Genomic DNA, 15,596 nt, shown 5'->3' with positions numbered 1-15,596 from the left:
ACCCGGTATCCAAGCTCGCCGCGTTCGCGAAGCTCCTGACGAACCCTGCGATGGAACGCCGCTGCTACTGGCGAATCCTCGCCGGCCGCGACGCCTGGGCGCTCATCCTTCTCACACGCGGCCGCCCCGGTGAGCCACCCGAGCCTCAGCCCAACCGTGCGCCGCGGCTCAGCCCCTCGTGGCTCCGCTCCACCGGCGCCGACCTCACACCCGAGCAGTTGCTCCACGAACGCATCGGCCAGCACCTGTGCGCCGAAGCCCAGCACGCCAGTCAGCTCGGCGTCGAGACCGCCGCGTCGATCGCCACGACGGCGGCCGTGGCCACGCTCGCCGAGCTTGGCATCGACCTCGACCTGCCCCGCGACGCGGGCGCCTTGCCAACCAGCGCGCGTGAGGGGCGCACGATCGCCCACTACAGGCGACAGGGCCGGGAGGACGCCGCTCAGGAGATCGCTGACTTGATCGAAGACCTCGTCGGCGGCCACCCCGACCCTGCGATACCTCGCCCGACAAACGAGCACGGCGAGCCCCTCACCGACGCGCAGTGGGCCGCCCAGCTCGCCCGCGCCGCGTTCCCGAAGGGAGAAGAGAGTGTCTGACCCCACCCCGGCACCCGCGCCCGAGCGGACCTTCCAGTCCCGCGAGATCGAGCGCGCCCCCGAAAGCTTCGTCGGCCTGCACGTCACCATGGCCGGCAAGGGCGGCATCAATTGGGAGCGCACCACCATCACCCGCTACGACCCCAGCACCGACAAGCTGCACCTGGCCGGCGGGGAGGAGGTCACCCGAATCTTCTCGGAGCCGATCCGCGAGCCCATCACCGAGGGCTGGACGTACCCGTGGGAAGTCGCCCGCGGCATCGTCCACCAGGCGCCCACGGAGGCCCCCGCCATCACGGAAGGACAGGACCGGTGACCGTCCCCCATGCCATCCTCGCCTACGGCTACGACCTCGGTGGCGGCGGGGAATGGAAGATCACCCAGAAGGACGAGTACGGCACCCCGGCCGTGCCCTGGTACGACTCAGACCGAGACGACTTCATCGACCAGGCCACCACCGTCCTCCTGGCGGACGCTGGCCTGGCAGACCCCAGCCCCTGGAACCAAGGCGAGGACCTCAAGTACCACCTCGGCGTCAAGTTCGAACGCTACGCCGAGTGGGACAACCCGGTTTACGTGCTCGCCGCACACGTAATCAACCGGGACTGGGAGGACACCGAGCTACTCGACATGCAGGCCCTGACCCAGCAGGTCCGCGACCAGGGCTGGGACGACAAACTTCGCCACGCGGTGGAGACGCTCGGAATCACCCCTGAGCAGACAGGGCCTGGGTGGATCCTGGGGGCTTACCAGTCATGAGCACCGAACCCACCCCGCCGGCCGAGGACATTCCCTTCGAAGCCCGCCTGGCCGGCGTCCGCCCGGGACAGGTTTGGGCCGACGCAGACCCCCGCAACGCCGGCCGCACCGTGCGCATCGACAGCGTCGACTCCCGGCACGCCTTCTACACCGTGCTCACCAACTCCACCAAGGCGCAGGACGACATCGACCGCGGCGGCGGCCACTTCACCGACACCCGCGGCCGCAAGTCCCGGATCCTGCTCCACCGGATGAAGCCGACCTCCCGCGGATTCCGGCTCATCCAGGACGCCCCGGAAGCGCAGCGCGACCTCTTGGCCAAGCTCCGGATCCCGGTCACCACCGCGAACCCCGACGACGCCTACGTGGTCGCGTTCCACGGCGCCGAGCCGGGCGCCTCGCCCACCTGGCCGACCGACGACGAGGCCTACATGATCGCCTCACACCTGGAGTTCCTCCTCACCCAAAGGGACCCATGCTTCATCCCCATCGAACGGGCCCAGCCCCCAGGGCGCCCCTACGACCTGGACCGGGCACGCGGCACCGTCGTGCTGCACAAGTACGGGCCAGACGACTGGGCGTACCGCCGATCCGGGTGGGCCCACGGCCACCTGTACCTCCCGCCCAGCAACCGGCAAACCCCGCAGCTTCTGGTCACCGTGCTCGACCGGACCCTCAAGGACATCGGCGAGCCGTGGCCGGCCTGGCAGGAATGGAAGACGGCCCACCCCGAAGTGTTCGCGGCCCCGGAGGCGCCCGATGCCAGCTGAAGCCAGAGACCAGACGGTCAGCGACGTCATCGCCGCGCAAGTACGACTACGGCGCCGCCGCGCCGACCTCACTCGCGACCAACTCGCCGAGGCCTGCGCCCGCCACGGAGCCCCAGAGCTGACCTTCGGCGCGATCACCAACATCGAGACCGGCCGGCCTGACCCCGAGACCGGCCGCCGCCGTCGCCACGTCACCGTCGACGAGCTCATCGTCCTCGCCCAGGCCCTCAACGTCGCCCCCCTCGACCTCATCTACCCCGGCGACCACCAGGCCGCGGCGTGGTTCACCGGCCTCCGCGGCCAAACAGAGTCCACCGACGTCGACCAGCTCGCTGCGGCGCTCGCATCTGCAGCACGCACCGAGGCAACCGCCCGCGCCCACGACCAATGCAAGCCACCCACGGAGACGCCCGATGTCCAGCAGTAACCGCGTCCCTGGCCACACGCTCGTTGCGGAAGGCGCCGCGTTCCTCCCCGACCCGAATACCGGCGGCACGATGCTCAACCGCACCGGCTGGCACGGCTGCGGCCTCTGCTCCTGCGGCGAAACCTCGGACACCCTGAGCAGCAACAACCAGCGCAAGCGCTGGCACCGCGAGCACAAGGACACGATCAGAGGGAAACTCAGCAGCACCATCCCACCCCTGGCCTACGCGGCGGCCGAGAAAGCAATCCGCGCCGGCGTACGCATCCGACCGGGGGAGCACGCCGCTGCCGAGCTCGCTGCCGGGAAACAGATCATCCTGTCCGGCACGGAGGCCGAATACGCCGCGCGCCTCGGGGTCGGGGCCGCCGCCCCCATCATCGCCGCGCACGCCCTGGACACCGCCACCCGCGAGCACGTCGGCGAAGCCGTCGAACGCCTCGTACGCGAAGCTGCAGCCGACCTCCGGCCGGAACTGGAGGAGAAGAGCGGCAACGTCGCCGCCGAGGTTCTCCAGGCTCACAGCAAGAAGCTGTACAGCCAGTTCCGCGCGGACGTCGCCGCCGAGCTGCCCGCCGCGCTCGCCGCCGAGGGCCGCGTCATCGTCGCCGTGCGCGACCTGGAAGCGATCCGCGTCGAGCTCGCACCCGACGGGCGCATCGGCCGGACCCTGCTGTCCGGCAGCCACCCCACTGCGGCGAACGTCGCCCGCCAGGAGCTCCTCGACCTCCTGCGCGCCGCGCTTGCTGGTCTACTCCCGGAAGGATCATGACGTGGAAGCCCTCTTGATCCTCGTGTCCGGCCTCGCAGGCATCGCCCTCGGCGTCCTGATCAGCATGCGCGCCCGGCGCCGCGAGCAGCCACGGAACGCCAAGCGCACCTTCCGGAGGCCGGGGAACGTCGGGCGCGCGATGCGGCTCCCCACGCCGTGGTGGAAGCGGTGGCTCCCGTGACCATCCTCGCCGTGAGCCGGGCGGTCGCCACGTGGATCAACGAACCCACCCCACGAGAGGACCCCCGACGTTGACCCGCAGAAACTCTCCGGTCAGGCGCGTCACCGTGATCGTCGAGCAGAACGGCGACGTGCAGGCGTGGCAGACCGGCTACCTCGAGAACGAAGGCGTGACGGTGAGCTGGGACCTGAAGCTTCCGGAACCACGCTGGCCAGGCTGGCCGGAACTCGTCTCCGAGAAGAACGCCCGCCACCGATTCGCCGTCGAGGTCAACCGAGGCAACGGCAAGATCAAGGAAGCCAAAGGCGCCGAGCAGGTCACACGAACCCTCGCCAAGCTTCTCCGCCGCATCACCGCCGCCACCGAGGAGCGCCGTGCCTGACCAGCCGCCACGGTTCCGACTCATCCCGTACCTTCCGAACCCTGACGCCCTCACCCGCGCCGACCTCGAAAGCCCTGATGCCGTCGAACTCGGCGCCTTCGAAGACCGCACAGACCTCGCACACCCCGACACCCCTGAGTACGTGACCTACTACCAGGACCGCCCCGGCCTTCGCGTCTTCGACATGCTCAACGAACCGATGTCGATGATCATCCGTTGCGACATCGGCCCCTTCGTCGGCACCATCCAACGTGTGAGGGATCAGGTGCTGCGGTTCACCGTCTCCTGGGAGGACACCCGCGAGCGGCACCGAGAGGACTACGGCGACCAGTACACCCGGCACCGGCGCCGCTGCTACGCCTGCAACCCCGCCGGCAACCCCCTGCCGCTCACCATCGACGGCCACGAGTACGCGCGCCGGCGCCGCGCACGAGCGAGGAGACGATGACCACGTCTGCCACTGAACTGCCACCGTTCTCCGGCGACAACCCGACCTGCCCCAAGTGCGGCAACGCGGGAGCCCACACCCGCTACCTAACCGAACGCCAGTACATGCCCTACCCCAGCCGCGCCCGACCCTACATCGAGCACCTCAGACGCGAGTGCACCCGCTGCGGCCACACCTGGCCCGAGGCCACGATCGAGCAACGGCCGCCGACGGCCCCGGAGACCACGGAACTCCGGGGATGACCGGCACCGAGACCCCGGACGTGCAGGCCAACATCCTGCACTTGTGGCGGAAGCTCGAAGCCTCCAAGCGCACCATCGCCTGTTCCCCTGCCTACGCGACCCGTGTGCGCGCGGCCGTCGAAGCGGCCGGAGCGGGACACACCATCCAGGTCATCGCGAGCCGGATCGTGCCCGATGGGCAGGCCTACGTCTTCGCCGGGCAGACCATCGAGCCGGGCCCGCTCCCCGCAGCCCACAGGCCTGAGCGTGGCCCCTCGAAGGACCTCCCCGAGTGGCTCGGCGATAGCCTCGCCGGCTGGTGGATCGACGAGGTCTTCGGCGACCCTCGCGGCGCTTCGGCCACGCCGCCTGCCGATCCGTCGACGCCGAACGTGCGGCATCTCCTCGCCCCGGCCGCCGGCATCCTGACCGAGCTGCACCGACAGCGCGCCCGACCCGCTACGCCCCGGTGCTACACCTGCCACCCGATCCCCGACGCCCTACCCGCGAGGCCCCGATGAGCACCGACAAGACCGCCCTGGGCGACCGGATGAAGGCGTACGAAGCGGTGACCCGGACCGTCCTCCCACGCCGCTCCTACGCCCTGATCCGCGTGGACATCCGCGCAGCACACACCTACCTCCGCGGCGCCGACAAGCCATTCGACACCGACTTCATGGACGCCATGGACACCACAGCACGAGCCCTGTGCGAGGAGATCGCCGGCGCGGTGTTCGCCTACACCCAGTCCGACGAGATCAGCGTCCTGTTCACCGACCTTGAATCCATCCACACACAGCCCTGGTTCGGAGGCGTCGCCGCCAAGATGGTGTCCATCTCCGCCGCCGCGGCGACCGCCGCGTTCAACGCGGCCGAAGGTGGGCGGAACGGCGCCCTGGCGCTGTTCGACTCCCGGGTGTTCACGCTCCCCAACGCGGTCGAGGTGGCCAACTACGTCGTCTGGCGCCAGCGCGACGCCGTCCGCAACTCCATCTCCATGGCCGCCCAAGCACGGTTCACCCCCAGTGAGCTGCACGGCAAACCCGGCAGGGAGATGCAGGAGATGCTCTGGCAGCACCACGGCATCAACTGGAACGACTACCCGGCCGGCGTGAAACGGGGACGTGTCTGTACCCGCAAGACCGGGGAACGCGAAGTGGCCTTCGTTGACCAGCGCACCGCCCACCGGGCCACGATCACGGCGCTGCGGTCGTGGTGGGAGATCGAAGCCGCGCCGCACTTCGCCGCGGACGCGGACGGGTGGCTCGCCCAAACCATCCCACCTCTGCCTTCGCTGGAAGTCCCGGCGCAGGGCCCGCTGTCCGTGATCGACTCCGCCGCCGCGGAGCGACCGTGAGCCGCGTCTACTTCCACTCGCCCAGCGGCGAGGCCGAACTCCTCGGCGCCGAACGCGCCCACGCTGGCGCCCTCGCCTACGACCTGGCAGCCCAGCACATCGTCCCCGTGCTCGACCCTCTGGCCGAACTCACCGCCCCCGGCCGACTCGCCAGCGCCCCCCGCGCCGAGCTCGCCAACCGCTTCGTCCTCTACGCGCGCACCGGCGGCGCCCCGAACCTGCTGACCTGGCGCGGCCGCGACCTCCGCGCGTCCGCGCTGATGCTCAACACCGCCCTCCAAGTGGGCGACGATCATGTCAAGCTCATGGCTCGACTGAACTCGCAGTGCGAAATCCACGCCTACGTCGAGGGCCCGAACCGCGGCTGGCTCGCCAACATCGTCGAACGCGGCCTGGCAGCCGGCGCACTCCGGCGAGGCATGGGCTGGGAAGGCAAACCCGACCACCCCCACGGCAAGGGGCGCGGTGTGATCCCGCTGATGCGCGCCCGCGACGACGAACCCGTGGTCATGTCGTCCTCGTTCTGCGACGGCTTCCCCAACCCCGCAGGCTGGGGCTGGGAGCCGCCCGCGGAGTGGCGGCCGCGGAACTGGACCGCCGAAGAATGGGCCGAGCTCGACGAAGACGACCAGGAGGACTACCGTGCAGGCGCCGTCGACGAGGCCTTCGGAGCCCTCCCCTCCGACGAGCAGTGGCGCATCGCGATGGGCGCGCTCCGCGCCCGTTCGAAGGTCGGCCTTCTGGAGCTGACTCCGGACAGATGGGACGACTTCCGCTTCGGCCACCAGCTGTCGCTGCTGGACCTGCAGGCGACCGACTGGCGGGACCGCGTCGCACGAGCCGTGGACGCGCAGGCCTCCGTCGAGGCGCTCTGGGCGGCCCGCACCGACACCGCGGCCTGGGCGGCACAGCAGTGAGCCCGAACGCGTCCTCAGGGAGCTCGCCATGTCCTACAAGACCGTGGCAAGCTCCTGAACACCGGAGATTCGTGGATGCCGGGTGGTAAGAGCGACGGCGATCCGCCGGTAGGTGGGCCGGTCCCGTACTTCACCAGGCGCCTCGCGGTACGCGCACAGCAGCGCGTGTGCGGTCTCTTCAGGCTTACCCCACATCCACCACGCCCGGGCCATGTCGGTGTGCAACCTCGCCCGCCGTTCCGGAGTCGGGTACATCTCCGGTCGCAGGTCCCGCGCGGCGTGCACGGCCGAACCGGCATCACCCAACGCGAAGTGGATGTTCGCCCTGTACAGCCGCACGAACGGCAACGCCATGACCGGCCCACCGAGACTGAGCCGGGTGACAGCATCCTCGGCCTCGCCGATCCGTTCCAGCGCCCGATCTCGGTCGCCCGACCAACTCGCGGTATACGCGCCGGCGCACAGCAGTCGCACGTACATCGCCGCCTGGGCCGGGTGCCGGAGCCCGGTCGCCTCCAACCGGCCAGCTGCCCTGGCGACGACCGCCGCGGCCGGAGCGAAGCGTTGCTCCTTGCGGAGCATCATCCCAAGCGGGCGCGCGGACGCCGCAATCGCCACGGCGTCCCCGGACCGTTCGGCGAACAGCATCGCCCGGTCTGCCGTGAGCCGGGCAGAAGAGGGTGCATCGACCTTGTTCAGCGTGTCGGTCGTGAGGTTGTAGCACGCCGAGAGCAGGGCCCACCCCGCAGGCGTGTCGATCCGCTCGGCCGTGTCCTTTGCCGCGGCGAGCATCGCGGGGAGTCCGGCGACCAGCGAGGCCAACGCGCTGATGTCGTACTGCCGGCGCGCATCTCGTAGCCGCTGCCTGATCTGCGGCAGCCCTTCAGGGGAGCCGGGGTCCGGTGGGGCCGCGAGGGCGTCATCCAGGCGTTGCAGCAAGCCCAGCGGGATACTCGCTCCTGCCGCCAGCAGTGTGCGTCGCCGCATCGGATCGGTCTCCTCTGGGTCGCCCTGGCCCACTGTAGGCCGCCGCGTGGGGCAGCTCGCGGGTGTACACGCCGCCGGTTCCCACCCGCCATACGGCAGCCCCAGTCGAGCGGCCGGCGCTTTGTACAGCTTGGACAGCATCCGGGCGTAGGCGTAGGTGACCTGCACGGTGCCGTGCTCCCAGCGGCACAGCATCGCGGTATTGACCCCGGGCTCGGCCAGCCCCTCATCGCGGTACAGGCCGAGTAGCCCGTCGAGTGCCTGCTGCCGCGACCAGCCGTAGGCCAGGCGCCACGCCTCCAGCGGCGACACCTCAGGCAGTTCGCCATGGATCGCCTCGGCGGTCTGCTCCACGCCCAGCCCGCGGCGCTGGCAGGCGCGGCGGATCTCCTGGGCTCGGCGTTGCAACTCGGCGCGTCGTGCTCGGCTCATGGCCATGTCGGACCTCCGGCGCGAACATCTTGAGCCGAGAGTAACGCCACACGAACAGCGCGCACATTGCCGCCCGAGGCAATGTCCCAGTCAGACGCGACATTGATCTGCTCACCCCCCGAAGCGGACCGTGACGGCTACCAGAGACACCGCGGGACACCCCCGCCGGGAAGGGAGAGCCATGACCACCATGACCAGCACCAAGACCGTCACCGACGTTCGAGCGCTCGTCCCCGCCGATCTGTTCACCCGCCTGGTCAACCGGATCGTCACCGAGGAACTCGTCACCGCCGAGTACGCCGAGCGCGTCATGACCCAGGCCCTCGCCTTCCTCCAGGCGTGCGCCCTCAACCCCGGCGCCGCCCTCGCCCCGTCCAAACAGGTCGACGTCGGCTGGCACACCTTCATCCTCTACACCCGCGACTACGCCGCCTTCTGCGACACGGTGGCCGGCCGGTTCATCCACCACCGCCCGACCGACGACCAGGATGGCGCGTCCACCGGACACACCTCGACCATCGGCGCTACCGTCGACGCCATGACCAAGGCGGGTCTCCCCGTAGACGCCGACCTGTGGTCCAAGGCCGCCGACTGTGACGGCAAGTGCAAGCCCGACCCATGCTCCCAGTGCCATCAGGGCTGCACCGACAGCAACTGATCAACGGCGAAGGAGCGGCCACGTGGCGACCACACCCCAGTGGGACAACATCCCCGCGGCGGTACGCGCCGACATCGAAACCCACGTCGGCGCCATCCACCACGTCACCGCCATCCCGGCGGGACTCACCGCGGGAACCGCAGCACGACTCGACACCCCCACCGGCCCCGTGTTCGTCAAGGCGCTCCCCGCCGACTCTCCGTCAGCGCGGCTCTACGCCCGCGAGCAGCACGTCAACGCCGCACTACCCACAACCGTGCCCGCCCCGCGCATGCAGTGGGGCGGGCACGACCACGGCTGGGTCACCCTGGTCTTTGACCACATCACCGCCCACCACACCGTGAGTCTCGCCCCAGACTCCGAAGACCTGGACGGCCTGCTCGGCCTGGTGGCCACCCTCGGCGAGACCCTCACCCCCAACCCGGCCCCCGGCGTCCCCCCCGTCGCGGACAACATCGCCTTCCTGCTCAGCCGGGCCGACACCCTGCTCGCCCACCCCCCGCAGGACCTGCAAAGCCTCGCCGCCTACCAAGCCGCCCGCGCCGGCTTCCACCTCGACCACCTCGCTGGGGACACCCTTCTCCACGCCGACATCCACCACGCCAACCTCATCGCCACGGCCGGCCAACTGCACATCATTGACTGGGGCCTCGCCTGCCAGGGTGCCGCCTGGGTCGAGACGGCGCTGCTGATCCCACGTCTCATCGCCGCCGGCCACACCCCGCAACAAGCCGAGAACCTCGCCGAGCAAATCCCTGCATGGAAGACCGCCCCCGAAGCAGCCGTGACCGGCCTGGCCGCGGTATGGACCCTGTTCCGCGAGTTCGTGGCCCGCAACGGTCCCGAACGGATCCGCGAGTCCCGTGCCCGCGCCGCCGCGGCGGGCAGAGCGTGGGTGGAATTCCGCATCCATCGCGCCACGGACCTCCGCTCCTAGGCAGGCACTCAGGAAGGCGGGAAGTGTGTGGCTCATCACCGCTTACCAGGCTATGTGGGCCCTATGAATCCGGGAGAATCAAGGGTGGACAGAGGAACGATATGAGCGAGCACGAGCCGGCAGCGAAGCTCCGTGAGGCGATGGGCGCGGCGTTCGACAGGTTTGAGCGCGATCACCGCGCGGCCGTCGCTGCCGCCAGCAGCGTCGCCCGGGACATCCTCGGCTACATCCATGCCCACCTCGACGCCGACGAACAGGCCGCAACCACCGACCAGGAGCGCGGCCGCGTCGGGGCCATCCGCGACGCGCTCAAGGACATGGAGTGGATCGCGTGCCGCGAAACCCAGCACCCCGATGCCCGTGACCACGCGCGCGGCGCCATCCGCGCCATCGCCGGCATGTGGGGCACCGTCGAGGAGCTCGAGCAGATCCCCGACCCAGACAACTGGCCCGGCGGATTTCACCGCGCGAAGATCGAGCAACTCCGGGAAGAAGGGACCCTGTCGTGATCAGCGACGCCATGCGGATCGAGCATCGCATCCACGATGAGGTCCACGACTGCATCGTCCCGGGCTGCGGCGTCCGGGCCCGGGTCGCGTTCATCGCTGCCGAGGACGGCCGCATCGCAGGCCGAGACGTACGCAGGGGCGATGTCATCGACCTGTGCGCCCCACACGGCGACGACGTTTACCGGGCGCAAGGACAGCGGTACGACGAACTGCCCGAGTGGCTCAAGGCCGACGCCAAGACCGATCCGCTGGATGGTGTGTTCGATCTCCTGCAGGGCCTGTGACGGCCGAGCACCAGCAGCCCAACAATCCTCTCGACGCCTACATCGACGCGATGGTAGAGCTGTGGGACGCCCAGGGCGTAGACCGACGGCAGATTCCCCCGGAACTCCGGCCGGATGGGAGACTCGTCGACCACAAGGAATCAGACTTTGGGAGACAAACATGGGGGACCCCGTCGGCCACGCGGGTGTGAAGCACTTCACGATAGAAAATCGGACAGACAGCGAAGCGTACGCCGAGATGATCTGCGGGAACTGTGGACGCGTAGTGGTTGCGGCCGTGATCGCCAAAGCTCCCGTTACGTACAGCGTTGAGATTCCTCATGTCCAGTGGCTGCGATGCCCAACATGTCATCTCGGAACGATCATCAACGGTCAGGTTGCATGGCCATCTGCGGCGTCAGGTAGCGTGGTCGACGGCCTCCCACAGGAGGTACATGCCGCCTATGAAGAGGCTCGGCGAACTGCTGGCATCAGCGCATTCACATCCTCTGAGTTGATGTGTCGCAAGATTCTCATGCACGTCGCAGTGGACAAAGGCGAACCGGCTGGCAAGGCGTTCGCGCACTACTTGTCCGCCCTGGAAACCATGGGATACATAACGCCCGCCATGAAGACCTGGGTGGACATGATCCGCCAACATGGCAACATCGCGACACACGAGATCCCGGCCGCTGACCAGGACAGAGCTCTCATGACGTTGGAGTTCACCGAGCAGATGCTGCGGATCATCTACGAGATGGAGCATCGCGCCAAGAAGTTTCAGGTCAATTCCTCGGCTCCGTGACATCATGAAAGATCACCAGCACACGACGGATCCGGGATGGGGCTCAGACTCGTCCCTCCACACCTGCAACTCCTGCGGCGCTATGTGGTGCTGCATGTGCTATACCGATGTGGAGATCCACGACGAGATTTCCTCGATGCCGCTATGTGTAGATTGTGGCGGTGGTGACTGGCCCGTCGGCCGTACACGTCTTCGCCTGGTGTAGCGCTCCCAGCGTCGAGGACCTGCTGATGTCGTAGACTGATCATGCCGGGCAGGGGAACCTCCGGGGCGAGGCATCCCGCCCCTCCCGGCTCCGCAACCCTCCGCTGAGGTAAGGGAACGGCGACTGTGAGCCCTACAGCCGAGCAGGTCCTGCAGCTCCTCAACGGGGGAGAGCCGCTCGACCTGAGCACCCTTCGATTCCTCGTGATCACCGAATCAGAAGCCCCAGATCTACCCGTCGGCATGATCCTCATCATGGACAAGACCACCGGCCGGACCCTGTTCGACGGCGTCAAGCCGTCCAAGTGCGGCGCCGCCGGCGTGGACACCGACGACTGGGACGAAGCGCAGGCCGTCTCCGCGCAGGCCCAGAGCGAAGCGCGGACGCTGCAAGGCCCGGATGAAGGATCAACACCACGTGAGCCCTGACCCCGATCTACGGGCCGACTTCGGCGAGTTCGCGCTGCTCGACCCACTGCTCGTTTTGAAGGAGCGTCTGGAGAAGGCGCACGTGCCCGACAATCTGCACCTGATGTGGATCCTGCCTTCCGGCGTGCTGGCGGGCGCCGGCAACGCCTACGGCATGACAGTCGTGCGCGCCGACGTCCCGGCGCCGATGCTCGCCTTCCGCCCGCCCGGGGAGCACGAAGTTCTCGAGGCACGGCCATGAGCACCACGAGCAACGCTCTCCCGGAGCCGTACACCGGATGCGCCGTGCTTGTCCAACACGACCAGGAGTTTCCGGTTCACGTCGAGATAGTCATCGACTACATCCGGTGGACGTGGGAGGGCAGAGCTGCTGGATACGCTCAGAAGCGTGCTCCGATCATGCGGGACATGTTCACGGTCCGCTTGCCCGATGGCAGAGAAGCTGAGGCCCAGATGGTGAGCAAGTACACCGACTCCGACACTCGGCGATGGGATGGCCGCTTCGTCGGAGTCGACGATCCGCCCACCCACGCGCGACCATGAACGACCCTCTGCCCTCTGAGGCCCTGCTTCTGCTCGGCGGCGCCGGCCTCGTCTTCGTGTCGCTTTGGAAGAGGTGGCGCCCTCGCGGCGGCCCGCCGTTCCTCGCAGGCCTACGCCCGGGGTGTCTGGTGAAGGATGTGAACTGGAGCGTCGACACCGACCCATACGGAGGGTGGGGGATCCGGCTCACTGCTCGCGTCCGCAAGCGGACTCCGGCTTTTGTGGTTCGGTGGCGGGCACGCGCCTACCTGGTGCGCTGCGGCCCAGGCGCCTCGGCCAGTCGTCTGCCGCTCGCCGTAGTCACGTTGGAGCACGGCCCCGACGGGCATGATCTCTGGCGCCTGGAGTATCGCAAGGAGGCGCCCCGGTGGGTGTTCTACCGACGTGGCTGACCCAGCCGCCTGCGGCGCCGTGGCGGGCGGATTACCTCACAGAGCACGGCGTGCTCCTGCGCCAGGTTCTCCGCAGCGACACCCCTGCAGAAAGCCTCGAGGGGGTGAGAGCCGAGTGGCAGAAAATCCGCTGGCGGTGCTCGCCCGATACCAACATCGTGGTCCGCATCATCGTGGAGAGCCACGTCCTGGAGCACTCTGATGTTGTGGCCGCGTTCGAGCAGCTTCACCAGCAGCGGTGGGAGCCGGCGCAGTTCGGCCTCAGCGCGATCACGAGGACTGATCTGGCCGGCTGGCTCCGGGAGGCGATCCTCGCCTGCAAGGTGATCGCCGAGAGGGCGGCCTGCGACGCGGGGGAGGGCGGCTGGTACACGATGGACGATCTGACGGATTACGACTACGTCGACCTTGGGGATTCCGCTGCCGCTTACATCGCCGCGAACCCGCCGCACGAGGCGGTCGCTCGCTGCGAGTCTGACCTTGCCATCCTTGACGCTCACGCGCACGTGAAGCGTCCTGTCCCTGGGCCGAACAACCGAGTCGTCCGCATTACTGTCTGCGCGGTGTGCGGCAACCGGTACGGCGTGCCCTGTTCCACCGTCCTCAACGTCGCGGCTGGCTACCGCCAGGTCCCCGGGTACGCCGAGGCCACGGCGGAGGCGGGTAACTGATCACCCACCTCCGCGACACACAGCGCGGAGCGATCTTCAGTACTACCGCAGGAGGGCGCTTTGTTCAGAACCTCGTTGTGTGGTCGGTGCGGGCTACACGCCGTATGTGAGCCGGCGTCAGGCCCGTCACCTGCCCTAGATCCGCGCCTCTCAGGTCCGCCCCAGCCAGGCTCGCGCCGTACAAGTTCGCGCCGTACAGGTTCGCGTCATACAGGTTCGCGCTCGTCAGGTCCGCCCTGCTCAGGTCTGCGCCGCTTAGGGACGCCTGTATCAGGCTTGCGCTGTCCAGGTTCGCGGCGTGCAGGTTTGCGGCGGACAGGTCCGCGCTGCCTAGGTTTGCACGCTGCAGTTCCGCGTCGGACATGTTGGCTCTGAGCAGGTTCGCGTCGGTCAGGTTCGCGCCGAACAGGTACGCGTCGGTCAGGTTCGCGTCGATCAAATTCGCGCCGATCAGGTTCGCGTCGAGCAGGTCCGCGCCACGGATACGGAGATTCGACAGATCGGGACCGCCCCCTCTGCCGAAACCGAAGACTTTTGTCGCGCTGCCGCGGCTGCGGATTAGCTTTAGAGGGCCATATCTTCTGGCCTCAAGTGTGGTATCGCGTCGGCCGATGACCGTGAGTGCGGCTTGGATGTCGGTGGTGGGTGTGTCTGGCATGGTGGCTTTGGGTTTGGGGTCGTGTTCGCGGGTGAAGGCGGCGAGGACGTCGTAGATGGTCTGGTGGTCGCGGGGGGAGTCTTGGGCGAGGCGTTCCAGGGCGTAGATGCCGCCGAGGCGGATGTCTAGGGTGCGGGAGCCGAGTTGTTCGACGGCTTTGGTGTAGCGGTCGGTGATTTGTCCTTGTTCGGCGGTGCGCTGGGCTTGGCGGGAGGCGTCCAGGCTCTGGGCGGTGTACCACAGGCCTTGGGCGGTGAACACGACGCCGGCGATAATGACTAGACCGGTGGCGGCCTGGATCAGGGTATGCCGGGCAGCGTTGACCGCCTCGACGCGTTCAGTCGCGGTCATCTGGCGGCGTTCAGCCGCGGTCAGCGGCCGGTGCTCACCAGCCAGACGACGAGCAGCAGGCCCGATCAGCCACGCGATGCCCAGACTGGAAATCACGGCCAGAGCGATGCCGGCCAAGGTCCAACGAGCCCAGTCCGGAACCGCCAGGGCCACCGCCGCCCAGGCCGTGGCCGCGATCACCACGAGGGTGGGAATCAACCGGATCAGCCGGCGTAATCGCTGCCGGCCACCGGCTGGCTGAGGCGCGGCAGGACCAGGCGGGGGCAATGTCTGGGCGGCTCGGCGGGCCTTGGCCGCCGCTGCCGACGCGATGACCGTACGTGCGGGCAAACGGGGGGATCTGCTGCTCATCCCCCCATTTCATCGCTGCAGCAGGGGCTAGACACCGCAGATCAGGAAACGGGCAAAGACCGGAACAGCCGTACTCTGGCCCCGTGATACCTGGGAATGGTCATCGCCGTGACACCGAGCTGCGCGAGGCGATCACCAGCGCCTCCGAAGGGCCCGCCACGCTCGAAGCGGCCGCCCAGGAGGAGCTGATGCGTCTCTGGGGGGACCTCCACGCGGCCGTGCGGGACGCGCGCGACGGGTGCTGGTCGGTTGGGTGCGAGAACGCGGCGTACCGCGTCGCCATGCTCACCCGGTCGCTCGGTCGCCCGACCCCCTGGCAGCAGATCCCGTTCGAGCTGCTGGAGAGCGGCCTGTACCAGAGGTTCCACGAGCTGATCGGCATGACCGTCGAACCGCCGGCCCCGGAGTGGATGGCCGAGGAGCGTGGGCGGCGGGAGGCCATGGAGCGGGAGTTCGGTGCGGGGCGAGGTGGCCGGGCCGGGTGAGGTGCGAACGCCCCCGGCCGGTTGGTGGGGGCGTTGACGCGGGTCCCGGGAGACCTTGACCGGTCGTGTGGCCGGTGAGCGGCGTGCGCGT

Annotated in this window: 25 protein-coding genes; 23 read left to right on the top strand and 2 right to left on the bottom strand. The window is 68.7% G+C overall.

The genetic code is table 11. From position 1 onward, the window contains the following. Positions 1-50: 50 nt before the first annotated feature. From ACFP1K_RS07415 to ACFP1K_RS07355, 13 genes are all read left to right on the top strand, one after another. On the top strand, positions 51-599 hold the full coding sequence (locus ACFP1K_RS07415; protein WP_380748345.1) for a hypothetical protein: 549 nt from the start codon (positions 51-53) through the stop codon (positions 597-599). Beyond that, the gene (locus tag ACFP1K_RS07410; protein ID WP_380748343.1) at positions 592-915 is read left to right on the top strand and encodes a hypothetical protein; all 324 of its coding nucleotides are present in this window, start codon (positions 592-594) and stop codon (positions 913-915) included. Before ACFP1K_RS07415 ends, ACFP1K_RS07410 begins: the two co-directional genes overlap by 8 nt. Further along, a complete protein-coding gene (locus ACFP1K_RS07405) occupies positions 912-1,358 on the top strand; it encodes a hypothetical protein (RefSeq protein ID WP_380748341.1) in 447 nt (148 codons plus the stop codon). Before ACFP1K_RS07410 ends, ACFP1K_RS07405 begins: the two co-directional genes overlap by 4 nt. Further along, positions 1,355-2,128: a hypothetical protein gene (locus ACFP1K_RS07400; protein ID WP_380748339.1), complete on the top strand. Its 774-nt coding sequence runs from the start codon at positions 1,355-1,357 to the stop codon at positions 2,126-2,128. The genes ACFP1K_RS07405 and ACFP1K_RS07400 overlap by 4 nt, the downstream gene beginning before the upstream one ends. Further along, on the top strand, positions 2,118-2,555 hold the full coding sequence (locus ACFP1K_RS07395) for a helix-turn-helix domain-containing protein (protein WP_380748337.1): 438 nt from the start codon (positions 2,118-2,120) through the stop codon (positions 2,553-2,555). The genes ACFP1K_RS07400 and ACFP1K_RS07395 overlap by 11 nt, the downstream gene beginning before the upstream one ends. Next, complete coding sequence (locus tag ACFP1K_RS07390) at positions 2,542-3,324, top strand: hypothetical protein (RefSeq protein WP_380748335.1); 783 nt, start codon at positions 2,542-2,544, stop codon at positions 3,322-3,324. The genes ACFP1K_RS07395 and ACFP1K_RS07390 overlap by 14 nt, the downstream gene beginning before the upstream one ends. A 1-nt stretch (position 3,325) precedes the next feature. After that, positions 3,326-3,505 carry a hypothetical protein gene (locus ACFP1K_RS07385; protein ID WP_380748333.1) on the top strand — a complete coding sequence of 60 codons (180 nt, stop codon included), beginning with the start codon at positions 3,326-3,328 and terminating at the stop codon, positions 3,503-3,505. A gap of 70 nt (positions 3,506-3,575) precedes the next feature. Then, positions 3,576-3,887, top strand: coding sequence for a hypothetical protein (locus tag ACFP1K_RS07380; RefSeq protein WP_380748331.1), 312 nt, complete (start codon positions 3,576-3,578; stop codon positions 3,885-3,887). Continuing rightward, on the top strand, positions 3,880-4,335 hold the full coding sequence (locus tag ACFP1K_RS07375) for a hypothetical protein (protein ID WP_380748329.1): 456 nt from the start codon (positions 3,880-3,882) through the stop codon (positions 4,333-4,335). Before ACFP1K_RS07380 ends, ACFP1K_RS07375 begins: the two co-directional genes overlap by 8 nt. Then, the gene (locus ACFP1K_RS07370; protein WP_380748327.1) at positions 4,332-4,577 is read left to right on the top strand and encodes a hypothetical protein; all 246 of its coding nucleotides are present in this window, start codon (positions 4,332-4,334) and stop codon (positions 4,575-4,577) included. The genes ACFP1K_RS07375 and ACFP1K_RS07370 overlap by 4 nt, the downstream gene beginning before the upstream one ends. Continuing rightward, entirely contained in the window at positions 4,574-5,077 is a 504-nt protein-coding gene (locus ACFP1K_RS07365) for a hypothetical protein (RefSeq protein WP_380748325.1), read from the top strand. The genes ACFP1K_RS07370 and ACFP1K_RS07365 overlap by 4 nt, the downstream gene beginning before the upstream one ends. After that, a complete protein-coding gene (locus tag ACFP1K_RS07360) occupies positions 5,074-5,913 on the top strand; it encodes a tRNA(His) guanylyltransferase Thg1 family protein (RefSeq protein WP_380748323.1) in 840 nt (279 codons plus the stop codon). The genes ACFP1K_RS07365 and ACFP1K_RS07360 overlap by 4 nt, the downstream gene beginning before the upstream one ends. Further along, positions 5,910-6,830, top strand: a complete 921-nt coding sequence (locus tag ACFP1K_RS07355) for a hypothetical protein (protein ID WP_380748321.1) — start codon at positions 5,910-5,912, stop codon at positions 6,828-6,830. Before ACFP1K_RS07360 ends, ACFP1K_RS07355 begins: the two co-directional genes overlap by 4 nt. A 33-nt stretch (positions 6,831-6,863) precedes the next feature. On the opposite strand, the gene ACFP1K_RS07350 is transcribed toward ACFP1K_RS07355, so the two are convergent. Further along, the gene (locus ACFP1K_RS07350) at positions 6,864-8,255 is read right to left on the bottom strand and encodes a hypothetical protein (protein ID WP_380748319.1); all 1,392 of its coding nucleotides are present in this window, start codon (positions 8,253-8,255) and stop codon (positions 6,864-6,866) included. 175 nt (positions 8,256-8,430) lie between these two features. Between ACFP1K_RS07350 and ACFP1K_RS07345 the strand changes: the two genes are divergently transcribed. From ACFP1K_RS07345 to ACFP1K_RS07305, 9 genes are all read left to right on the top strand, one after another. Next, entirely contained in the window at positions 8,431-8,907 is a 477-nt protein-coding gene (locus ACFP1K_RS07345) for a glycine-rich domain-containing protein (protein WP_380748317.1), read from the top strand. 22 nt (positions 8,908-8,929) lie between these two features. Further along, positions 8,930-9,844, top strand: a complete 915-nt coding sequence (locus ACFP1K_RS07340; protein ID WP_380748315.1) for a hypothetical protein — start codon at positions 8,930-8,932, stop codon at positions 9,842-9,844. Positions 9,845-9,945: 101 nt separating this feature from the next. Next, positions 9,946-10,353 (top strand): hypothetical protein, encoded by a 408-nt coding sequence (locus tag ACFP1K_RS07335; RefSeq protein ID WP_380748313.1) that lies wholly within the window; start codon positions 9,946-9,948, stop codon positions 10,351-10,353. Continuing rightward, on the top strand, positions 10,350-10,637 hold the full coding sequence (locus tag ACFP1K_RS07330; RefSeq protein WP_380748311.1) for a hypothetical protein: 288 nt from the start codon (positions 10,350-10,352) through the stop codon (positions 10,635-10,637). Before ACFP1K_RS07335 ends, ACFP1K_RS07330 begins: the two co-directional genes overlap by 4 nt. Positions 10,638-10,797: 160 nt before the next feature. Beyond that, entirely contained in the window at positions 10,798-11,421 is a 624-nt protein-coding gene (locus ACFP1K_RS07325; RefSeq protein WP_380748309.1) for a DUF4145 domain-containing protein, read from the top strand. Positions 11,422-11,751: 330 nt separating this feature from the next. Next, entirely contained in the window at positions 11,752-12,054 is a 303-nt protein-coding gene (locus ACFP1K_RS07320) for a hypothetical protein (RefSeq protein ID WP_380748307.1), read from the top strand. After that, positions 12,044-12,295, top strand: a complete 252-nt coding sequence (locus tag ACFP1K_RS07315) for a hypothetical protein (RefSeq protein ID WP_380748305.1) — start codon at positions 12,044-12,046, stop codon at positions 12,293-12,295. Before ACFP1K_RS07320 ends, ACFP1K_RS07315 begins: the two co-directional genes overlap by 11 nt. Further along, complete coding sequence (locus ACFP1K_RS07310; protein WP_380748303.1) at positions 12,292-12,597, top strand: hypothetical protein; 306 nt, start codon at positions 12,292-12,294, stop codon at positions 12,595-12,597. The genes ACFP1K_RS07315 and ACFP1K_RS07310 overlap by 4 nt, the downstream gene beginning before the upstream one ends. A 367-nt stretch (positions 12,598-12,964) precedes the next feature. Then, a complete protein-coding gene (locus ACFP1K_RS07305; protein WP_380748301.1) occupies positions 12,965-13,660 on the top strand; it encodes a DUF6221 family protein in 696 nt (231 codons plus the stop codon). A 64-nt stretch (positions 13,661-13,724) separates the two neighbouring features. On the opposite strand, the gene ACFP1K_RS07300 is transcribed toward ACFP1K_RS07305, so the two are convergent. Then, a complete protein-coding gene (locus ACFP1K_RS07300; RefSeq protein ID WP_380748299.1) occupies positions 13,725-14,852 on the bottom strand; it encodes a pentapeptide repeat-containing protein in 1,128 nt (375 codons plus the stop codon). Between the two features lie 251 nt (positions 14,853-15,103). On the opposite strand from ACFP1K_RS07300, the gene ACFP1K_RS07295 reads away from it, so the two are divergent. After that, positions 15,104-15,505, top strand: coding sequence for a hypothetical protein (locus ACFP1K_RS07295; RefSeq protein WP_380748297.1), 402 nt, complete (start codon positions 15,104-15,106; stop codon positions 15,503-15,505). Positions 15,506-15,596 lie beyond the last annotated feature (91 nt).

The organism is Sphaerisporangium aureirubrum (assembly GCF_042658925.1).
GTDB lineage: Bacteria > Actinomycetota > Actinomycetes > Streptosporangiales > Streptosporangiaceae > Sphaerisporangium > Sphaerisporangium aureirubrum.
Note: the sequence above shows the minus strand (reverse complement) of the source record. Positions and strands in the feature narration are given on the sequence as shown.